This window comes from Microcoleus sp. ARI1-B5 (genome assembly GCF_036705795.1).
Taxonomy (GTDB): Bacteria; Cyanobacteriota; Cyanobacteriia; order Cyanobacteriales; family Microcoleaceae; genus Microcoleus.
The window spans coordinates 42,154-62,790 of record NZ_JAUBVK010000019.1 but is presented as its reverse complement, the minus strand read 5'-3'; the positions used below and the strand labels follow the sequence as shown (position 1 = coordinate 62,790).

Annotated in this window: 15 protein-coding genes; 6 read left to right on the top strand and 9 right to left on the bottom strand. The window is 47.3% G+C overall.

The features are described 5' to 3' along the window. The 4 genes from QUB63_RS23720 to QUB63_RS23705 form a co-directional block, all read right to left on the bottom strand. Positions 1–672: hypothetical protein (locus QUB63_RS23720; protein ID WP_332947782.1), on the bottom strand; the 672-nt coding region annotated here is incomplete at its 3' end. A 99-nt stretch (positions 673–771) separates the two neighbouring features. Further along, the gene (locus QUB63_RS23715) at positions 772–1,422 is read right to left on the bottom strand and encodes a Uma2 family endonuclease (protein WP_332947781.1); all 651 of its coding nucleotides are present in this window, start codon (positions 1,420–1,422) and stop codon (positions 772–774) included. A 105-nt stretch (positions 1,423–1,527) separates the two neighbouring features. Then, positions 1,528–2,553: an ABC transporter permease gene (locus QUB63_RS23710; RefSeq protein WP_332947837.1), complete on the bottom strand. Its 1,026-nt coding sequence runs from the start codon at positions 2,551–2,553 to the stop codon at positions 1,528–1,530. 375 nt (positions 2,554–2,928) lie between these two features. Further along, the gene (locus QUB63_RS23705) at positions 2,929–3,273 is read right to left on the bottom strand and encodes a hypothetical protein (protein WP_332947780.1); all 345 of its coding nucleotides are present in this window, start codon (positions 3,271–3,273) and stop codon (positions 2,929–2,931) included. Positions 3,274–3,912: 639 nt separating this feature from the next. On the opposite strand from QUB63_RS23705, the gene QUB63_RS23700 reads away from it, so the two are divergent. Continuing rightward, positions 3,913–7,332, top strand: a complete 3,420-nt coding sequence (locus QUB63_RS23700; RefSeq protein ID WP_332947779.1) for a PAS domain S-box protein — start codon at positions 3,913–3,915, stop codon at positions 7,330–7,332. Positions 7,333–7,775: 443 nt separating this feature from the next. Here the strand turns inward: QUB63_RS23700 and QUB63_RS23695 are convergent, their stop codons facing one another. Continuing rightward, the gene (locus tag QUB63_RS23695) at positions 7,776–9,587 is read right to left on the bottom strand and encodes a CHASE2 domain-containing protein (protein ID WP_332947778.1); all 1,812 of its coding nucleotides are present in this window, start codon (positions 9,585–9,587) and stop codon (positions 7,776–7,778) included. Positions 9,588–9,644: 57 nt separating this feature from the next. Beyond that, positions 9,645–10,748 carry a FecR family protein gene (locus QUB63_RS23690; RefSeq protein WP_332947777.1) on the bottom strand — a complete coding sequence of 368 codons (1,104 nt, stop codon included), beginning with the start codon at positions 10,746–10,748 and terminating at the stop codon, positions 9,645–9,647. A gap of 672 nt (positions 10,749–11,420) precedes the next feature. On the opposite strand from QUB63_RS23690, the gene petP reads away from it, so the two are divergent. Beyond that, positions 11,421–11,624 carry a cytochrome b6f subunit PetP gene (petP, locus tag QUB63_RS23685; RefSeq protein ID WP_332947776.1) on the top strand — a complete coding sequence of 68 codons (204 nt, stop codon included), beginning with the start codon at positions 11,421–11,423 and terminating at the stop codon, positions 11,622–11,624. 225 nt (positions 11,625–11,849) lie between these two features. On the opposite strand, the gene QUB63_RS23680 is transcribed toward petP, so the two are convergent. Beyond that, positions 11,850–12,047: a hypothetical protein gene (locus QUB63_RS23680; RefSeq protein WP_332947775.1), complete on the bottom strand. Its 198-nt coding sequence runs from the start codon at positions 12,045–12,047 to the stop codon at positions 11,850–11,852. Between the two features lie 67 nt (positions 12,048–12,114). Between QUB63_RS23680 and QUB63_RS23675 the strand changes: the two genes are divergently transcribed. Both QUB63_RS23675 and QUB63_RS23670 read left to right on the top strand, forming a co-directional pair. Further along, positions 12,115–13,209: a Get3/ArsA fold putative tail anchor-mediating ATPase NosAFP gene (locus QUB63_RS23675; protein ID WP_332947774.1), complete on the top strand. Its 1,095-nt coding sequence runs from the start codon at positions 12,115–12,117 to the stop codon at positions 13,207–13,209. 304 nt (positions 13,210–13,513) lie between these two features. Next, entirely contained in the window at positions 13,514–14,254 is a 741-nt protein-coding gene (locus tag QUB63_RS23670; RefSeq protein ID WP_332947773.1) for a Uma2 family endonuclease, read from the top strand. A gap of 133 nt (positions 14,255–14,387) precedes the next feature. On the opposite strand, the gene QUB63_RS23665 is transcribed toward QUB63_RS23670, so the two are convergent. Beyond that, the gene (locus QUB63_RS23665) at positions 14,388–16,448 is read right to left on the bottom strand and encodes an elongation factor G (RefSeq protein ID WP_332947772.1); all 2,061 of its coding nucleotides are present in this window, start codon (positions 16,446–16,448) and stop codon (positions 14,388–14,390) included. A gap of 1,084 nt (positions 16,449–17,532) precedes the next feature. On the opposite strand from QUB63_RS23665, the gene QUB63_RS23660 reads away from it, so the two are divergent. Together QUB63_RS23660 and QUB63_RS23655 are read left to right on the top strand one after the other, a co-directional pair. Next, the gene (locus tag QUB63_RS23660) at positions 17,533–17,925 is read left to right on the top strand and encodes a peptidase (protein WP_332947771.1); all 393 of its coding nucleotides are present in this window, start codon (positions 17,533–17,535) and stop codon (positions 17,923–17,925) included. Beyond that, positions 17,915–18,325 (top strand): HEPN domain-containing protein, encoded by a 411-nt coding sequence (locus QUB63_RS23655; RefSeq protein WP_332947770.1) that lies wholly within the window; start codon positions 17,915–17,917, stop codon positions 18,323–18,325. Before QUB63_RS23660 ends, QUB63_RS23655 begins: the two co-directional genes overlap by 11 nt. 218 nt (positions 18,326–18,543) lie before the next feature. Here the strand turns inward: QUB63_RS23655 and QUB63_RS23650 are convergent, their stop codons facing one another. Next, positions 18,544–20,457: a heavy metal translocating P-type ATPase gene (locus QUB63_RS23650; RefSeq protein WP_332947769.1), complete on the bottom strand. Its 1,914-nt coding sequence runs from the start codon at positions 20,455–20,457 to the stop codon at positions 18,544–18,546. Between the last annotated feature and the right edge of the window lie 180 nt (positions 20,458–20,637).

Below are 20,637 nucleotides of genomic sequence, written 5' to 3'. Positions count from 1 at the left end.
GGTATTGTTGGGAGTGGTATTCGGCGAAGTTCCCTGATTGGCATTGTTGGGAGTGGTATTCGGCGAAGTTCCCTGATTGGCATTGTTGTTGGGAGTGGTATAAGGCGAACTTCCAGGATTCAGATTATTCTGATTGGTATTCGGCGAAGTTCCCTGATTGGCATTATTGGGAGTGGTATTCGGCGAAGTTCCCTGATTGGCATTATTGGGATTAGTATTCGGCGAAGTTCCCGGATTGGCATTGTTGTTGGGATTAGTATTCGGCGAAGTTCCCGGATTGGCATTGTTGGGATTGTTGGGATTGTTGGGATTGTTGGAATTGTTGGGATTCGTCCCCGCAGGAGTAGTTATCGGGGCGCCGGCAGCATCTCTGGTAACGCTGTTGGGGTTCGGGGCTGCCGGATTGGCTGCATTGGGGTTATTTGCAGGAGCATTGGCGGGGTTGCCGGCAGCCGGAGCCGTGTTTTGGGGAGCAGCGTTGGTGCCGCACAAGCTGACTAAATCAAAAGTTGTACCGCTTGGGGTTTCGATGAAGCAAACCGGCACGTCTACTCGTGGGTTTGAGGCTCTGGGAAACTCGGCTGTTCCCGGCATGGGACGGCTAAAGGCAGCTTCAGCCATCAGTGGAGTCAAGGCAGCCGATAGAGCGGCTGCGAGGCGCAATAATCTCATCAGCGCTTCCTCAAATGTTGTATTTTATTTGCTCCAGTATTGCCTATAAACTGCTCTGGTGTCCTCATTCTCAAAGCCGATCTTTTTGAGAACTACTTCTTAGCCGGCTAACGCTGGCTGCAACATCTCGCGCACGCAGAAAGTACACTTAGAAAAAGCCGAGAGCGCCACAGTCGAATCCTCTGACAAAATCATTTGACTGCCGTAACCGTCATCTGAGGGTTCTCGAAATACGTGAAGTTGGCGTTCGTTGATATCTAGCACCCAAAAATCGTCAATCTTGGCTTTAGCATAGATATTTCCTTGAATCTCGCAGTCATTTTTAACCGTACCCTCGGCTAATTCGATCAGCAGATATATCTCCGAGGCGAGCGGATGGCGGTCAGTATAGCGCAGCACGTCTGGCATCACAACTGCGATCGACGGTTTTGGTTCAGCATCGCCTAACTGAATTGGTAGCTGCACCCGCACCAAAACGTCATCTCCTAACAGCTTTTCCAGCAATTTCTGAATAAGTACGATCGCTGTAGCATAACCGGTTCCCTGTATTTTCATTTTTTTGACAATCTGTCCTGCAAATAATTTTACTTGTTGTGAATTTAATAGCTTAGTCGATCGCACCTGATAATCTTCCACGCATCTAAAAGGAGAAGAGAGGGGAGAATGGGAGAGGGGGAGAATGGGAGAGTGAGAAAAAGGGAGAGTGGGAGAGTGGGAAAAATCTTCCGACTTCACGCTTGACTTCTTCACGCTTGACTTCTGCCCTCCAACCTCTTCCTTCTGCCCTCAATATCCATCCCTTATATCCGTTAAATCCGTTACGCAATCCGTTGCCGAACTTCCTTCTTCCTTCATTTAGTACCGAATTCGAGGGTCAATGTAAGCGTTCAAAATATCAATTACAATGCTAGCAATTACGACAATTCCCGCAAAAAACACCACAATACCTTGAACAGTGGGATAATCCCGCAAACTAATCGCTTCGTAAAGGCGATTTGCCAGCCCCGGCCAAGAAAAAGTAACCTCCGTTAAAATAGCACCGCCCAACAGTGCAGCAAAAGTCAGTCCCAAGACAGTAATCACCGGAATCAGCGCATTTTTGAGAGCGTGAGCCCATAAAATCTGCAATTCAGGAATGCCGCGAGCTCGGGCCGCTTCGACATAATCTGCTTGCAAAGTTTGCTTCAGATTCACCCTCACAATGCGCTCAAAAATGCCGCTCAAAAGAATGCCCAGGGTCAAACTCGGGAGTGCCAAATAATGCAAACTTGTGAGAAACTGACCCGGGTTAGCGCTCAATAGACTGTCTACAGTGTACAGTCCCGTGTAGCCTTGGGGGGCTGTTAATGTCACCGGAAAGCGAGTTCCCAAGGGAAACCAGCCCAACTGTACCGCGAAAATCAATTGCAAAACCATGCCGGCCCAAAAAGCCGGCAGCGAGTAAGTGATAATGCCAAACAAACGGCCTACAACATCAAAAACACTATTGGGGCGGGATGCTGCTAGGGAACCGATACTGATGCCGACAATTAAAGCTATGGCCATGCTACAAACTGCTAATTCGACTGTAGCGGGGAAATAGTCTCCAATAATTTGCCAGACGGTTTGTCCGCGAGTGGTGATGGAGGTTCCCAAGTCGAAGCCCAACAAGTTTTTCATGTATTTGAGATATTGCTCCCACAGGGGTGCGTCGAGGCCGAGTTGGGTGCGCATTGCTGCTTTGGCGGCTGCGGGAGCTCGCGAGCCGAGAATGGCATCTATGGGGTCGCCCGGAGTCGCCCGCAGCAGCAAAAATACTGCTGTGGTGATTGTCCACAACATTAGGGGTGCGAGGAGCAAGCGGACAAAAATATAAGATTGCAGGGCTTTTGAACGAGACATAGGAATTGCAGTTGACAGTTGACAGTTGACAGTTGACAGTTGGTAGTTGGTAGTTGGTAGTTGGCAGTTGGTAGTTGGCAGTTGGTAGTTGGTAGTTGTCAGTTGGTAGTTGTCAGTTGTCATTGGAAGCAATTACCAATTAGCAATTACCGATTACCAATTACCGATTACCAATTAGCAATTACCGATTACCAATTACCGATTACCAATTACCGGACATAGCTCACCGCCTTTGATAAAGGCTATATTATACATCTGTGAATTCTGTGTCGCGACTCAACAAAATTGCCAAATGCGTTACGCAGAACCTAATGATGTAGGGTGCTTGTGGCGCACCTTACCCGTAACTACCGCCAAACACTTTTTGTGTAAGTCCTATTCGCCCAGTAGCGATTCAAAGGCGGCTTGTAAAGACTTGATATCGCCTACTCTGGCTACTAACAAGTTTTCGCTGCCGGCATCCTGCAACCTGTGCTTCCAATACTGGATGCTCTCCGAGTTGTTCATCCAGAAACTAATCACGGTATTTACAACTCGATCGACATCCCAGCCTCGATAGGGAGAAACTATCTCCACGGCTGCCACAAACGCATCCAGAGTGCACTTCCTGTTTCCCAAATATTCTACACCCGACGGCTGCTGTTGTTGCAGCAATTCCTGCTGCTGGTTAAAAAATGTTAAAGTTGGAGATACGCCCAGGATTTCAAATGTATAGCTCATGTCATCCTCCAGAAGTATTATTTTGCTCAAACGTCGGTCGTCCAAAAAAGCCAAAAACACTTGACATTGCTGCCATCGATCAACCGCAGGTGCTTCTATTACCCTCTGTTCGTGCGATGGCTTACGCCCCGCTACGCTACGCGCTTTGGCCCGCTTATTCTATGAATAGCAAATTTTTCAACAGACGATTGTCAAATAACTTACATTTGTCACGGCCTTGTATAAAAAATTAAAATTAGATTTTTATTGCGCAGCGGTAAGGTGCACCATCAGCACCGGGAGAAAGTGATACGATTTGAGATTTTATATTTGAGATTAAATAAAATTGGGAATGACTGATGAATTAAGGGTTGGCAGCACGGGCATACAGTTTTTTTACCGGGTGTGAGTTTTTGGCCGCTAGTCCCCGATCGCGATCGCCCGATTCACTCAAGTAGTGGCATGATTAATATTACAGTATTTTACAGTAACGCTTGACACCTCATCCAAGTTTTGAGCGGCCGGCTACCGCAATTCACTATTCCTGTACAACTTTGTAACTTATAATATGTAGGGCATCTTTTAAACGACAAACGATACGCAAACCCCGTAGGTGTCAAAATAATATTGATGTTATTGAAAAGCCTGAGCAGTCATCTGATGAAAAGCTCGCCCAAGATGTCACTGAGCCTAGTCTTGTTGATACCCCTGGTGGTGCAAATCTCTGTAGCAGTCGGCGTGACGGGATGGCTGTCGTTTCGCAACGGCCAGAAAGCCGTCAATGACCTTGCTACCAGGTTGAGTTTGGAAGTCGCAGCCAGGACTAAAGAAAATTTTCGCAGTTTTGGGGATATGTCTCACCTGTTCCTGCAAATGAATACTGCTGCGATCGCCTCGGGAAACCTAGACCCGGAAGACTTCCCCAACTTAGAGCGCTATTTGTGGAATCAGACCAAACTCAGCGATCGAACTACAACCATCTACTACGGCGACGAACAGGGCAGATTCCTCTTAGTCAAACACGAAGCAGAAGACTTACTATACATCAGAGACGAATCAACCGCTCCCAACCGCCAAATTTATCGCCTCGACAGCAAAGGAAATCGCACTGAGCTCATCCAAACCATCCCGTATGACCCCCGTACTAGACCGTGGTACCAAGCTGCCAAACAGTCAGAAAAAGCCACTTGGTCTCCGATCTACGTCTTCACCGCCTCGCCAGTTCTCGGCATTACGCCGGTGATGCCTGTTTACAATGAAACCGGAAACCTGCGGGGGGTATTGGCAATTGACCTGACTCTTTCTCAAATCAGCGATTTTCTCAAAAGCATCAAAATTAGCCCGTCAGGAGAAGTTTTTGCGATCGAACGCAGCGGGGAAATCGTCGCCAGTTCCACAGATGAATTGCCCTTTGTCACCAGCCAAGACGGACAAAAACGGCTGTTGGCGACTAGGAGCAAAAATTTGCTAATTCGATCGGCTTCCACATACTTGCAAACACGATTTGGCAGTTTTGAAGAAATTGACAGCCAAGGACAGTTTAGCTTCGATATAGACGGCAAACGTCAATTCCTTACGGTTGCTCCGCTGCGAGACGGCCGCGGCCTCGATTGGCTGATTGTCGTGGCAATCCCGGAAGCAGACTTTATGGAGCAAATTAACGCCAACACTCGCACAACTATCTTATTGTGCTTTTTTGCCTTCATACTGGCGATCGTGCTGGGAATTTTCACCTCTCGCTGGGTTGTCCAACCAATTACCCGATTGCTGGAAGCTTCCCAAGCTTTAACAAAAATGTCCGAATCTGCCGACTTCACCTCCGCCGAATTAGACGGCGAGGTTGAAGTCAAAGGCGTCAACGAACTAGGCATCCTGGCTCAGTCTTTCAACCAGATGGCCCGACAATTGCGATCGTCTTTTGTAGCCCTAGAACGAACCAACTCTAGTTTAGAACAGCGAGTAGCAGAGCGGACTGCCGAACTCGAAGCCACCGAAGCAGAATTGCGGGCTTTGTTTGCAGCCATGAACGAATTAATTGTAGTTGTGGATGCCACCGGCCGCTATTTGAAAATCGCGCCCACAAATATGTCCCTGCTCTACAAACGGGCCGCAGAATTAGTTGGCAAAACTGTCCGAGAGCTGTTTCCCCAAGCTACAGCAGAAAAATTTCTCAACCACATCCGAGCAGCTTTAGAGACTCAGCAAACAGTCAGCATCGAGTACGATTTAACCGTTGACAACCGCGAAGTTTGTTTTGCAGCCAGCATTTCGCCGCTTTCAGAAGCATCCGTAATTTGGGTGGCCCGCGACATTACCGAACAGAAGCGAGCCGCATCTGTACGGCGGATGAGGCAAAAACAATTGCTCAAACAAAATACGGTTTTGCTAGAATTGGCAAGAAATAAAGCGCTGTATCGAGGCGATTTGCAAGTAGCTTTGAGGCAAATCACCGAAGCGGCCGCTCATACCCTAGATGCAGAAGGAGCCGGAGCGTGGTTGTACGACGAAAGCCGCTCGAAACTGCAATGTCTAGACCAATTTCACCGCAGCAACGGCCAGCATTCTCAAGGTGCCGAACTCGCAGCAGCAGACTATCCAGCTTATTTTAAAGCTTTGGAAGAAGACCGGACGATCGCAGCCGACGACGCCCTCTCAGATGTCAGAACCAGAGAATTAGTCGCATCTTACTTTGCAGAAGGCGGTACCACCTCTACCTTAGACGCGCCGGTGCGACTGGGAGGGCAAACAGTCGGAGTCATCTGTATGGAACAGGTGGGAAGTGCTCGCAACTGGACAGTAGAAGAACAAAATTTTGCTGCTTCCCTGGCAGATTTGGTATCATTGGCGATCGAAGCTAGCGATCGCGATCGCACACAAACCGCACTGCGTCAAGCAGAACAAAAATACCGCAGCATCTTTGAAAATGCAGTCGAAGGCATTTTTCAAACAACCCCCGAAGGCCGCTTCTTGAGCGTAAATCCAGCTTTAGCCCGCATCTACGGCTACGCCAATCCCGAAGAATTGACATCAAATCTCACAAACATCAGACAGCAAGCTTACGTCAACCCTCAGCAGCGCGAGAAGTTTATGCGAGTGATGAAAGAATTCGGACAAATTTCGGGGTTTGAGTCAGAAGTTTACCGCGTTGACGGCAGCATAATTTGGATTTCCGAAAGCGCGCGTGCAGTGTGCGACACCGACGGCGAGGTGCTCTACTATGAAGGCAGCGTCGAGGATATTAGCGATCGCAAAGTCTTTGAATCCGCCTTGCAACTCGCCCTAGAAGCAGCCGAAGCCGCTTCCACCGCAAAAAGCGCATTTTTGGCAAACATGAGCCACGAACTGCGAACACCTCTCAATGCCATCATCGGCTACAGCGAAATGCTCCAAGAAGAAACCGAAGAATTGGGCTATGACGAACTCACCCCAGATTTAGACAAAATCCGCACTTCCGGCCGACACTTGCTGTCGCTAATCAACGACATTCTCGACATTTCTAAAATCGAAGCCGGTCGCATGGATCTTTACTTAGAAACCTTCGATATCGCCGCCTTGATTGAAGAAGTCGCCTCCACAGCCGCGCCGCTAATTGAGAAAAATCATAACACTTTAAACTTACAGCAAATTAGCAACATCGGCATTATGTACGGTGACATTACCAAAGTGCGGCAGATTTTATTAAATTTGCTGAGCAATGCTGCCAAATTCACTCAAAACGGTACAATTACTCTCAGCGCCAGCCGAGAAAACAGCGCGGGCGACAGCAGCGGAGCGATAGCAGAAAACAGTTCTGAACCTGCGGCAAATTCTCCATCCTCAAATCCCAGTAAAGAATTTTTAGTAGTTAATTGTACAGATACAGGAATTGGCCTGAATCCAAACGAGCTGGATCGCATTTTCCAACCCTTTACCCAAGCAGACGCTTCTACCACGCGCAAGTACGGCGGCACGGGTTTGGGACTAGCAATCAGCCAGCGTTTTTGCCTCATGATGGGCGGCAATATTTCAGTAACAAGTCAAGTCGGTGTTGGTTCTACTTTTACCATCCGCTTACCTGTCAATAATTCAACAGCAATATAATCCCGTAGGGGCAGGTTTTACGAGAATATTTAATCTGTACAAAAGACAAGATTGCCTAAATATTTGATGAAGAGGTTGACCGCAGATTGAAGGCAAATTTACGCTTCTTAATGCAGATTATTTCAATAATACCGAATGAATGAATGCAACTCAAGTCTTTTGTATATTTCGATTTACCGTGGGGCAGGGTTTTTGAGATTATTTGTTTGAGGGGTAGATTGTCGTTAAACCCGCCCCTACAACAAATATTTTAATTTCCCTGTCTCAACTAATTGGGTCTAATCAACCGAACCTAATATCGCAACAGCTCATGACTAATCACTCATGAATAATCACTATAGCAGTTCTCAAGAAAGTGAGGTACGCTCTCCAGTTATTACCAATTACCAATTACCAATTACCAATTTACCAAGTGTACCTCCAGAAAGCTGAGAAAGGCTATATTACTTTTCACCCAAAATAGCATAAACCACAGTCTCTTCTTTTTTCCCGCGCAATTGAATGGCTCCTACTTTTTGGCCTTCGTAGCGATCGCGCACGTAAGCAAAAGTCCTCCCCGTCACCAACAAATTAAAAGGACTGTCTGACACAATTTCCTTATTCATCGCTTCCAATCTAGCAGCCACGTTGACAGCATCGCCGATCACAGAATAATTCAAACGCCGGGAACCGCCGACACTGCCGGCAACTAACTGTCCGGTATGCAAACCGATGCCAAACTTAATTAAAGGTTTGCGGTCAATTCTAAGTTGCTCGTTGATTTTGTGCAGCTTTTCGTGCATGGCGATGCAAGCCGCAACTGCATTCAAAGCATCTTGTTGAATTTCGGGATATTCTGTGTGGCAAAAAGGTACGCCGAAAACTGCCATAATTGCATCGCCGATGTATTTATCGACAACGCCGCCGTGATCCATAATACAGTTGGTCATTGCTTCTAAATAATTGTTCAGCCAGGTGAGCAAATCCCGCGGCCGCATTTTTTCTGAAATCGAAGTAAAACTGCGAATATCCATAAACAGCACAGTTGCTGTAAGTTCTTGAGGTTCGAGTTCTCCCTGTTCAAATATCTCAGCTTTGCGCTCCCAAATAAGCTGAGCAGTTTCGGGAGCGACGTGCTTTTCAAATAACCTCATCAACTGCTGTTTTTCGTACTGTTCGCGCAGTTGCAAAGCAGTGCCCGATAAAATGAGGGTGCCGATGGGTGCGGCAACGGGAAGCCACCAAAAATAGCAGCCAAATAACACAGCAGCAGCCACAATCCAAATTACAGGCAAACCGAGGGCGATCGCAATTCTTTCTTTAACACCTCGGTTGCACAGAACCGAAGTAGTCAGCGGGCCAATTCCCAACAGTAACAAAATTTCTAGCTGTACCGGCAGCCGCCGCAGATCGCGCTGATTGAGCAAATTGTCAATCAACGCTGCATATAAATAAACCCCAGCAGTAGTTTTGTTGAGTGGTGTAGATATCTGGTCAACGCCCGTAGCGACTACGCCGACTAAGACTAATTTATCAGCTAAAGCGTTTTCCGGAATTCTACCTTCTACAACATCAACAAAAGCATAGGTGCGTAGATTTTCTATTTTCCCGGGCCAGTTAACCCAGATTTTTTGTTCCTGCATATTTGCTGGCTGCGGCAGCAATACAGGATTTTGCGGGTTAGCAGCATTGTACCTCTGAGTCATTGCTAAACCGAAGTTAGGAATGGAGCGCAGAAACATTTTTGAATCGCGGCTAATGCCGTCGCTGTTGGGTTCGTGGATGATGTGTCCGACACCTGCGGCGGCTGCTTTTAAAGATGCTACGGGTTGTTCTTTGGTGGTTCTAGCGAGTACAACTTTGCCGTTGGCGGCGATCGCAGCGGCTAACATTTCATCTTTGGGACTCGGATCGACGAAAAGAATGTCGAAACCAACTGCTGTGGGGGGAGATTTTTTCAGGGCCCCCAGCAGTTCGGCGTAGCGATTGCGCGGCCAAGGAAATTTACCGTATTCCTGCAAGCTGTGGGGTTCGATCGCAATTACGGCAATTCTGTCATCCCACCCCGGATTTGGCAAAATTCCCGATTCTCGAATTTGAAATAGGGTTTTGTATCCCAAATATTCAAGGGGTTTCCACATTCCCAATTGCAGCATGGCTACAGACATTATACCTACTACAGCGCCTGTCATCCAGGGAGGATTTGTGATGATATATTGCCGGATGCCGATCAGTTGATGTTGTTTGAGATGCTCGATCGATTCTTTGAACTTCATGCAATTAATTTGACGCAATAATTGACATTAGAGTCCGAACTCCTAGATAGGGGTTGTTTAGGGAACTGCGAGGCTGTAATGCCTTTCTGTGATTGACGGGCCTCGGACTACGATGTTGAGGCGGCGGCTTGCAGGTAAAATCCCTTGGATGTTGAAGTTGCCCTGTCGATCGATCTTAATGGTTTCGTTGTTGACATAAATTATGTCGATCGGGTTAATTTGACCGCTGAGGCGATACATATCGCCGCTGAGTCTGAACACGCTGCGGACTTTGAGTTGAGCTAGGCGAGGGCTCGCTGATGGCGCTGCGGGCGGGGTTTGAGAGAAAATTGTCGTGGAGTTGCCGCCGTTGACAACTACTTCCGAGTCATTGTTGCCAGATACTCCGACTGCACCTTCAATGGTTTCGACTGCGGTTTTGCCGTCGCCCACGCTGACGCCAAAGGAGGTGCCGCGGACTCCGGCAACGCCTTCTGGGGTTTCAACCCTGACTGGGGCGGTTTTGGCAGATTTTTTTTGTTGGGCAATTTGACTGGAGTTGCCGAGTCCGCTGAAGGTATTGAGGGCGGCTATTTGGTTGGGCGGGATAATTGTTGAGGTGTTGGCTGCGGCTGTTGGCGCAGCAGTTTTGCCGATCGACAATCTGACTCGCCCCCGGCTAACAAAAATGGCTGTGTCTTTTTCGCCTCCACTGCTTGACAAATCGGATATTCTGACTGCGGTTTTTTCGGCAACTTCCACGATGCCGGTGTTGTTGTCGATCGCTAAACGGGCTGTGGAATTCGGGCCGGTGATGATTTCGTCTCCGGGGGCCAGAAGCCGATCGCCCACGACCGCTGGCCGCCCTTTGAAGGTGACTGTACCGCGAATTTCTTGGATTTTGAGCGATCGCACGAAAGCTGTTCCCTGAGCGTTTATCGTTTTGGTTGGGGATGGATTCGCCGCGGCTGTTTGCGGATTTTTGGGATAATTTGAGCCGGTTGGCAGTGCTGGGGGTCGATCGGCCGAGACAATTTTAGTAGTGTTTGACGGCTGTTTGGGGGATGGAGGGAGCGGACTGGCGATCGTAGAGCGACCGAGCGGCAGACAGGCCAGCACAGCTAAGGACAAGCTGAGGAGGGGAATTTTGGTCGATCGCCAGCACGTAAAAATTTTATTCATAATTTCTATTTTGTCATGTTGAAGTTCCTAGACTTCATTTCCTTTATTAGACTCCCTAAATCCGGCAATCGTTCCATTTTTTCTGCCATTAAACAGCCGCCAAAATAAACTTTGTCAGCGTCAAATATTAGCATTAAATTTTATTTTTTTCTCAAACTTTAGTAAGCTGTTACAACGTGGCATTTTCCTAAAATCTGATGTGCGCCCAATTTGGCCGACCAGAGTCAAAGTCTTTCGCAGCATGAGCTTTAGCAGATGTCAAGGTTCCAGAGCGAGTATTTATATATAGCAAACATACAATTTATTACTGCTTGTGAATGCCTTTTGCCTTCTGCCGGAAGGATGACTAATTGCGGAGAAATCCTGTAGTTGTGGCAGTTAATAAAAAGATTGGCTTCGCAAAGCGATAAAAAATAATTATCGGAGCGATGCGGCGGGCTCAGGGAGTGGAGCTTGCCCTGTGGAACCCTAGCTCGGCTGCCTTGTCGCGACAAGGCAGCGTAGATCGAGCAACTCCGACTAGAATACCGTCTTTTAGGGAAAGTCGATCGAAATTTCGAGGGAAAATCATCGCGAGCGATCGCCCGTGCTGGCGTTGCTGTTCGATCGAGACCGCCAAACTGTAAAATGAACGCTTGTATATAAGTTATGTAGAGCAGGAGAAAAATTTCAGTGGCAATAGAAGTAGGTCAGAGAGTTAAGGTGCGCCGTCTCAGAGATCGGATACCTGCAAATATGGTGGGCAAGATAAAGGAGAATCCCGTAGGCACTGTTGACGGATTCAGAATGGTTGACGGCAGCGGAGTAGGCGTGGTTGTCAAGTTTGACGTTGGTTTTGCGACTTGGTTCTTTGAAGATGAGCTAGAAGCCGTTTAGTAGAAGGAAGTTCGGCAGCGGATTTTGTAGCGGATGTAACGGATGTAACGGATGGAGGTTCGGCCTTACTCGCAATGTACGGGATGTAACGGATGTAACGGATAGAGGTTCGGCAGCCGATTGTGTAACGGATGTAACGGATGGAGGTTCGGCCTTACTCGCAATGTGCGGGATGTAACGGATGGAGGCTGAGGTTTGAGGTTCGAGGGAATAAGGAAGATTTTTTCAATTCTCCAGTTCTCCCGTTCTTCCGTTCTTCCCTTCTTCCGTTCTCCTCTCTCCCCATCTCCCTCTCTCCCTCTCTCCCTCTCTCCCCCTCTCTCCCCCTCTCTCTCCCCATCTCCCCCTCTCTCTCCCCATCTCCCCATCTCCCCATCTCCCCCTCTCCTTTTCTCCCGTTCTCCCGTTCTTCCGTTCTTCCACTCCCCCAATCTCGATGGCCGTTGCGCTTAAATGTTAAGTAGTAAGCTTTTGGCACTGAGAACAGAAAATGGCTTTGATTTTGACATTTTTGGGCAAAGGCGGCACTGGCCGCAGCACGATCGCGATCGCAACAGCTAAAAAATATGCGGCTCAAGGCAAGCGAGTTCTGCTACTCGGTCAAGATCCGGGGCCTGCATTAGGTATTCTGCTAGGAGTTCCCCTGACTCCCGCACCACAGGAAATCGCCCCCAACCTGAAAGCAGTACAGGTGCAAAGCGCGCCGCTGCTAGAACGCAGGTGGGACGAAATTAAACAATTAGAAGCTCAATATGTTCGCACACCGTTTTTCAAGCAGATTTACGGGCAAGAATTGGGAGTGTTACCGGGGATGGACAGCGCGCTGGCGTTGAACGAAATTCGGGAATATGACGACAGCAAACAATACGATGTAATTGTGTATGACGGCAGCGGCGGCATGGATACGCTGCGGATGCTGGGAATGCCGGAAATTTTGAGCTGGTATATCCGCCGCTTCCGCCAAGCTTTGGTAGATTCGGATTTGGGCAAAGCTTTGTCGCCTTTTATTCAACCGGTTGTCAGTACCGTGTTGACTGTGGATATGTCGGGAGACAATGCTTTTCAATCTACGAAGCAAGTCGATAATCTGTTGGATAAGGGTAAGGAAGCGCTGGCAGATCCGAAGCGCACGGCGGCTTATTTGGTGACGACTGGTGATGCAAGTGCGATCGGCACAGCCCGCTATCTTTGGGGAAGTTCTCAACAAGTTGGTTTGACTGTGGGCGGTGTAATTGTCAATCAAGCAGCGGTTACAGAAACTGTTGCTGCTGATTTTGAGCCTTTGACGGCAGTTTCGGTGCCGGCGCACAGCGATAATAATTGGCAGCCGCTAATTGATGCTTTGCCAGATTTTTCGGAGGCAACAAAAGCTCCTAAACCGATTAACATCAACACTGCACAGCGTTTAGTTAGTTTGTTTTTGCCTGGGTTTGACAAGAAAGAAATTAAATTGATTCAATCCGGGCCGGAAGTGACGATCGAAGCTGGCGATCAGCGGCGCAATATTTTGCTACCTCCGGCGCTGACTGGTAAGTCTGTTACTGGTGCTAAGTTCCAAAACGGTTACTTGATTGTTTCTTTTTAACAGTTAAGTTGTAGGGGATTTAGGGTGATTTTGGGAACGGGCTCTCCGGCCCGTTCCACAATACTTTTATGATGATTGTTTATAATTTTAGACAGGATTGCATTCATTCGCTCTCACTCAATTCTTGAAATCATCTGCGTTTATCTGTGTTGCATCTGCTTGGCATTTGCGGTCGAGCGCTCAAAGATTTATACAATAAGTCTTTTAAGAAGATGAATCCGCCCTGACAAATTTGGGGAAAATGCGATCGCCCGCCGTGCGTCTAGAATAAAATAAAGTCATCAGCCAATTTGGGGAAACAGCAATGGTTACACAACTGCAATCTCCCGACAAATCAAATATCATCTACCCCGATGACAACGGCGAACCAATGTCAGACAATACGGAGCAATTTAGATTGATCGTCTGGATTAAGGAAAACTTAGAACTGTTATTTGCTAGCGTTGCGAATGTTTTCGTAGCCGGAAACTTGCTGTGGTATCCAGTGGAAGGAAATAACAAAATTTCTCAAGCACCGGATGCAATGGTAGTTTTCGGTAGACCAAAAGGTTATCGAGGTTCTTACCAACAGTGGCTTGAAGAAAATATTGTACCGCAAGTGGTGTTTGAAATTTTGTCGCCGGGAAATCGCTTCACTTCGATAATTCAAAAATTTAAATTTTACGAACGCTACGGTGTGGAAGAACATTATTTATACGATCCACAAAATGTAGACCTGTCGGGATGGCGGCGTGTGGATGAACAATTAGAGGCGATCGAACAAATGGACGGCTGGACAAGTCCCAGACTCGGCGTGCGGTTTGGATTGTCTGAGGAATCAGGACTCCAAATGTTCGGGCCTTCAGGAGAGCCGTTTGTGAGTTTTGTGGAACTCGCTCAACTGCGAGAGCAAGCAGAAACGCGGGCACAGCAAGCAGAATCACGGATTCAGCAGGTACAGGAACAGATTCAGCAAGCAGAAAGTTTGCTGGAGCAAGAACGATCGCGATCGCAAGCTTTAGAAGCTCAACTCCGAGCAAAGGGAATTGACCCCAATCAATTGTAATTGCAACTCGTGCCAAAACCCGGTTTCTTGAACAGTCTTGGAATCAAGACCAAAGAAACCGGGTTTTTACCGGGATTAAAGGTTAAAATCCAGTTTTTTCGTAAAAAACCAGGTTTCTAACCTCCCCTGCTAACTAACTTTTACCGTTACCATTACCATTGCCGCCAGTCGCGAGCAAAACCCGTTTAGCCAAAGGTTCCGGTACTTCTTGCAAACGATCGAACTCCCAGTTAAAAAATCCGACACCCATCGTCTGCGATCGCAATTCTACGATCAAATTCTGCATTTCGGCGATCGGCAAATAAGCCGAAACAGCATCCCATCCCTTCCAGTCTTTTTTACCCTCGTAGCCGAGAATTTGGCCGCGGTGTCCGCTGATTAACTGCAACACCTTTGATGTACACTCGTTGGGAGCGCAAATTTCAACTTTGGCGATCGGCTCCAGCAATGTTGATTCGCATTTCGCCATTCCTTCCTGCATCGCCAAGCGCGCCGCCTGCTTAAAAGCTTGTTCCGAACTGTCAACAGTATGGTAGGAACCGTTAGTCAGAGTCACCGATACATCTACCACCGGAAAACCCAGCGGGCCGCGATCCAAATACTCGCGCACTCCCACTTCAACGCCGGGAATATACTGTTTTGGAACGACTCCGCCGACTATTTTGTCGCTGAAATTGAAACCTTCTCCGCGAGGCTGAGGTGCGATGTCGAGGTACACGTCGCCAAACTGTCCGTGTCCGCCACTTTGGTGTTTGTAGCGCCCGTGAATGGATGATGCGGGTTTGCGGATGGTTTCTTTGTAGGGTACTTGCGGTAAGTGAGTTACCATCGGTAAGTTATACTTGCGGCGCAATCGGTCTAAAGCTACTTTGAGGTGGATTTCGCCTTGACCCCAAAGTATAATTTCGTGGGTGTCGCCGTGCTGTTCCCACACTAAAGATGGGTCTTCTTCGAGCAATTTTGCGAGGGCACCGCTCATTTTTACTTCATCGTTGCGCTTTTCTGGGACGATCGCCAGTGCGTAGACAGGCGAGATGATTTCAGCTTTTGGCAAAAATTCATCACAACCCAGCGTATCGCCTGTTTTCAAGCCTTCCAGCCTCCCCACAGCCACAATTTCCCCAGCGCTGACGGACTGCAAACTTTGCGTTTGGTTGCCGGTCAAGCGGTACAAACCGTTAACTCGAACCCCGTTCAAAACTGCTCCATCTGCGATCGTCCCGCGCCACATTCTCACTAACGATAATTTACCTCCTTGAGGCGTGTAAAAAGTTTTGAGGATTTGAGCGAGAACCTTGTTTTCACTTTGTATAAAACCGCGCCGCTCTGCTGTCGTTTCCGGTGTCGGCGCTTCTTTGAGTAAAGCTTCCAACAGAGGCCGCACTCCGAAATCTTGTTCGGCGATACCGATGAATACGGGCACTATTAAATCAGCGCCTAATTCCATCTTGAAATCGCGGGTAATTTCTTCAGCGTCGGGATTGATTTCTTCGAGCAATTCTTCGAGTAAACGATCGTCAAAATTGGCCAATTCTTCGAGCATTTCCTGTCGCGCGGCGCTTTCTTGTGCTTTGAGGTGTTCGGGAAGCGGGACGGGATCTGCGGGTGCGCCGGAGTGATAGTGGTAGGCTTGTTCGGTTACTAAGTCGATAAAACCGATGATTTGTTCGTTTTTGCCGATCGGGTATTGGTGAGGTACAATTGGTCTGCTGGAAACTGATTTGAGGGCGTTGAGAACGTCGCTGAAGTTGCTAGCGCAAGTGGTTTCGTCGGTGCAAGCGCGATCGATCTTGTTGATGAAAACTAGGTGCGGAATTTCCCAATCGTCGAGGAATTTGAACAGCGGGGCGAGGGTTAAAGTGCGATCGGCAACTGGTTCGCAAACAATCACGGCTGCATCGACACCGATAAGTGCATTGTAAGTTTCTTGAGCAAATTCGATCGAGCCGGGACAGTCAAGAAATGTGAAGCGAACGTTTTCGTATTCTGCGGTGGCGCTGTTGACTTCTACGCTCATTTTGCGATCGCGCGCTTCCGGCGAACTGTCACCTACCGTGTTACCATCTTTAGCATTACCTTTGCGAGTAATCGCCCCTGTGACTGACAGCAAACTTTCCAGCAGTGCGGTTTTACCGCTTAAATAAGGGCCAACAATTGCAACGTTCCGCGCGGCCCCAAGGACTTTTTGGTTCATAATTGCCTCCTACACAAAGTGAAGGGGAAGGGGAAGGAGAAGATGATTGTTCAGGAAAAAAACTTGTGTTTGCCGGTTTCTCCGATCTCTTCCCTTGTGAATCTGAAAACTTTTATTTTGCGATGTTCTTAGTTTAAGCTTAAATTGCGATCGCAAATCGTTAATTCCTATGAACTATTAAGTAGTTTTGTAAATTACTTTGAGTCGCGGGTAGCCAGAAACCGGGTTTTTTCCACAATATCTCGGTATCACCAACAGACTCGGAAAAAAACCCGGTTTCTTTCCCCTCACGAGTAGCCAGAAAGCTAGCCAGAAACCGGGTTTTTTCCACAATATCTCGGTATCACCAACAGACTCGGTAAAAAACCCGGTTTCTTCGTCTCACGAGTAGCCAGAAACAGACTCACGGGTAGCCAGAAACCGGGTTTTTTCCACAATATCTCGGTATCACCAACAGACTCGGTAAAAAACCCGGTTTCTTAGACTCACGGGTAGCCAGAAAGGTAGCCAGAAACCGGTTTTGTCGTCAGAAGGTGGACGAAAGAGAATACTCTTATCAACAAAAGAGAGACCTTGAACACTCTTGTCCCCCCCCTTAAGAAGGGGGGCGCCGGGGGGATCTGGCCTTAATCGCCAAACAACAGTCTATGAGTACATTTTCTTTCAACTCACGAGTAGCCAAAAACCGGGTTTTTCACCACAATACTTCGACATCACCAACAGACTAGGTAAAAAACCCGGTTTCTTTGACTCAGGGGTAGCCAGAAACCGGGTTTTTTACAACCATACTTCGGTATCACCAACAGACTAGGTAAAAAACCCGGTTTCTTTGAGTCCTAATGCGTCCTGAACAGCAAAAACTCTGCTACAATCACCAACAATACATCGCCCACCCAGCCAATTAACGATCCGAAAAAACCGGGTTTTTTACCTAATATGTGGGCGACAATAAAATATTTTCGTCCATCAAGCCCGGTTTCTGGCCACCCGTGCGTAAGTCTTATCAGCATGACACACAGGCTTTGCACAATAGCCCCCATATTTGCTAAAATATTAACAAGTAAAGCACTCCCAACCAACTATTATGACTGCTATTCAAGAGCAAGCCATTAAAACCTCACCCTTTGACGATTTAATCGCTGATTTCAATAAAATCCGAAGTCTCTACAGGGTAGATGAACCTCTAGAAGCTTTTAAGTTAATTATTGAGCAGGAAGTAATGCTAAGTGTGATTTTAGAAGCTCATTCTCACGTTAGAGAACTATTTCCTAGCGAAAGATTGGCCTTGGAAGTGAAAACCGATCCAGAAATTGCCAATTGGCGATCGCTCTGGATTACCATTTACACTAAACTAGAAGTCGATGAAGCTTTGGAAAAATTAACAATTCTTGATGATACTTGGTGGCTGGAAAAGATAACTGCTGTTGCCAACAGTAAATTGCATATTAGTTTGGGATTCGAGTCAAATGAGATTTGATTGGTCTGATTATTTAAATTTAGCCCAAGAATTGGCAGCAATCTCTGGCGATTCAGACAATAATGAGGCAAAATTGCGATCGGCAGTAAGTAGGGCATACTATGCTGTATTCTGCCTAGCTAGAAATTATTTGCGCGATGTTGAAAAAGATTATAGACTTTCTCGAATAAATTCTGATATTAACGAACATCAATATGTGGCTGAAGAATTCATTTTTCATAAATCAAAAGCTAAAAAAATGATAAAAATAGGGGAGAATTTAAGCAGATTAAGGGAGTTTAGGAATAAGGCAGATTATGCGGATACGGTATTTACATTGTCAAGCGATGTGAAAATTGCTTTGAAAATGGCTCAAAATATTATGACATCTCTGAGTGAATTAAATCGAGAAACTGAGTGATAACAGTAGGGGCGGGTTCACCCACCTTATATGAAACCCACAAATAATCTCATAAACCCGCCCCATCCCCGCGATTATTTACATCAACATTTTACAAATAAATTCATGGTACATTTTTATTGTTGGTGGGGGAGGGCGGGTTTATGAAATTGTTGATTTTTATCGTAAATTGTTGGTGAACCCGCCCCTACAAATTCGTCTGGTAATGAGTAATCTAATTAATTTCTCAGCAGCCGCAAACCGCTCAATGTTACCAAAACTGTAGACCCTTCATGACCGATGACGCCGATCGGCATTGTGATATTTCCGAGAAAATTAGCAGCCAACAACAGTATAATGCAACTGAGTGCAAAAACAATGTTTTGCTTCACAACATTTTGAGCGCGGCGGCCCAAACTAATTGCTTTAGCTAATTGTTCTAACTTATCTGCCATTAATACGATATCAGCAGTTTCTAAAGCAACATCGCTGCCGGAAATACCCATCGCAATTCCCACAGAAGCTTGGGCGAGGGCGGGGGCGTCGTTGATGCCGTCTCCTACCATTGCGACGGTTTGATACTGGGTTTGCAGCTTTTTAATTAGGTGCACTTTGTCTTCTGGCAAAAGTTCGGCGTACACTTCATTGATGTCTAATTGTTGGGCGATATATTCAGCGGTTTGCTCGTTGTCGCCTGTCAGCATAATTATATGTTCTACGCCTAATTTTTGCAAGCGTTTTATTGTGGCTGCTGCTTCGGGGCGCACGGTATCTGCTACTGCAATGATGCCTAAAAGTTCATCGCCCTTTGCCACCCAAACAACTGTTTTTCCTTCGGCTTGCAACTGATGGCTGACTTCTGTCAATTCAGCAGTTGCTGCGACAAAACCGGCTTTACCAATGGTAATGGTTTGATTGTTGACTTTGCCGACAATTCCTTGACCGATTTTTGCTTGTACGCCGATCGCACTTGACAATTGTAACTGTTGCTGCTGGGCAAATTGGACAATTGCTTGGGCGATCGCGTGTTCGGAATGAGCTTCGAGAGCCGCAGCCAATTGCAGAACTTCCGTTTCAGTATATCCGGTAGCTGGTACAATTTGGATAACTTGCGGTTTTCCCGTGGTGAGAGTTCCGGTTTTGTCAAAGGCGATCGCCCGAACTTTACCTATTATCTCTAATTGCGCGCCACTTTTAAACAAAATCCCCTGTCTCGCCCCGTTAGCAATTCCCGAAAGCAGCGCCGGCATAATCGAAGCCATCAGCGCGCAGGGAGATGCGACTACTAGGAAAATCAGCGCCCGATAAATAGTATCTTCCCAATTCCAGCCCAAAATAAAGGGCGGCAAAATTGCCAGCAGCAAGCCTAAACCGACAATTAATTTAGCATAACCGCGCTCGAACTTTTCCACAAACTGTTGAGAAGGCGGCGCTTCTGTTTGCGCTTGTTGCACCAGCCGAATCACTCGCTGAATCAAACTGCTTTCTGGGGTTTTGTGAACTTCCAATTGCAGCGCGCCCGCACCGTTAATCGTGCCTGCATAGACTTCATCGCCCCTGGTTTTTTCGACGGGCATCGATTCGCCGGTAATCGAGGCTTGATTGAGAGCGCTGTAGCCTTCGATAATTATCGCATCTGTGGGGATGATTTCTCCGGGCTTGACTAAAATGCGATCGCCAATTTCCAATTTGTCGATCGCAACGAACCGTTCCCCACCGTACATTAGCACCCGCGCAGTATCCGCAGTCAAGCTCATCAAACTGCGAATACTCCGTTCAGTCCGCTGCATAGCATAACCTTCCAGGGCGCCGCTAATTGCAAAGATTAAAATCAGCACCGCACCGTCAACAATTAAATGATATTCTTGCCGCCACAGCCCCAAACCTGCCGCGCCCAAAGCAGCAACAATCATCAACAAATCTACATCTAATTCATGTTCTTGAAAAAGCGTAGTCAAGCCTTCGCGGGTGCTGGAATAGCCGCCGATAACGTAAGCAGCGGGCAATATTAACACGGCTAAGCCCAGCCAACCGAGTTGTAGGGCGATCGAACCCAAAATTACTAGAATTCCGCACAGGGCGGCAGTTAAAGCATCGGGGTGCTCTTGGGCGAGGCGCGACAGGCGCGAGATGGGGAGAGAATTGGGAGTCATTGGAGAGAATTGATTTGGTAGAATGACTCCTGCATCGTAAACCTTGACATTAATGTCAATGTCAAGCTTTTTGCCTGAATTCCCTCCGGGTAGTCCAAGGGCACGGCGCCGTGTCCTGCATTTGATAGAATTGAAAAGCGATCTCGACTTCCTGGTAAAGTCGAGATCACTTTAAACAAA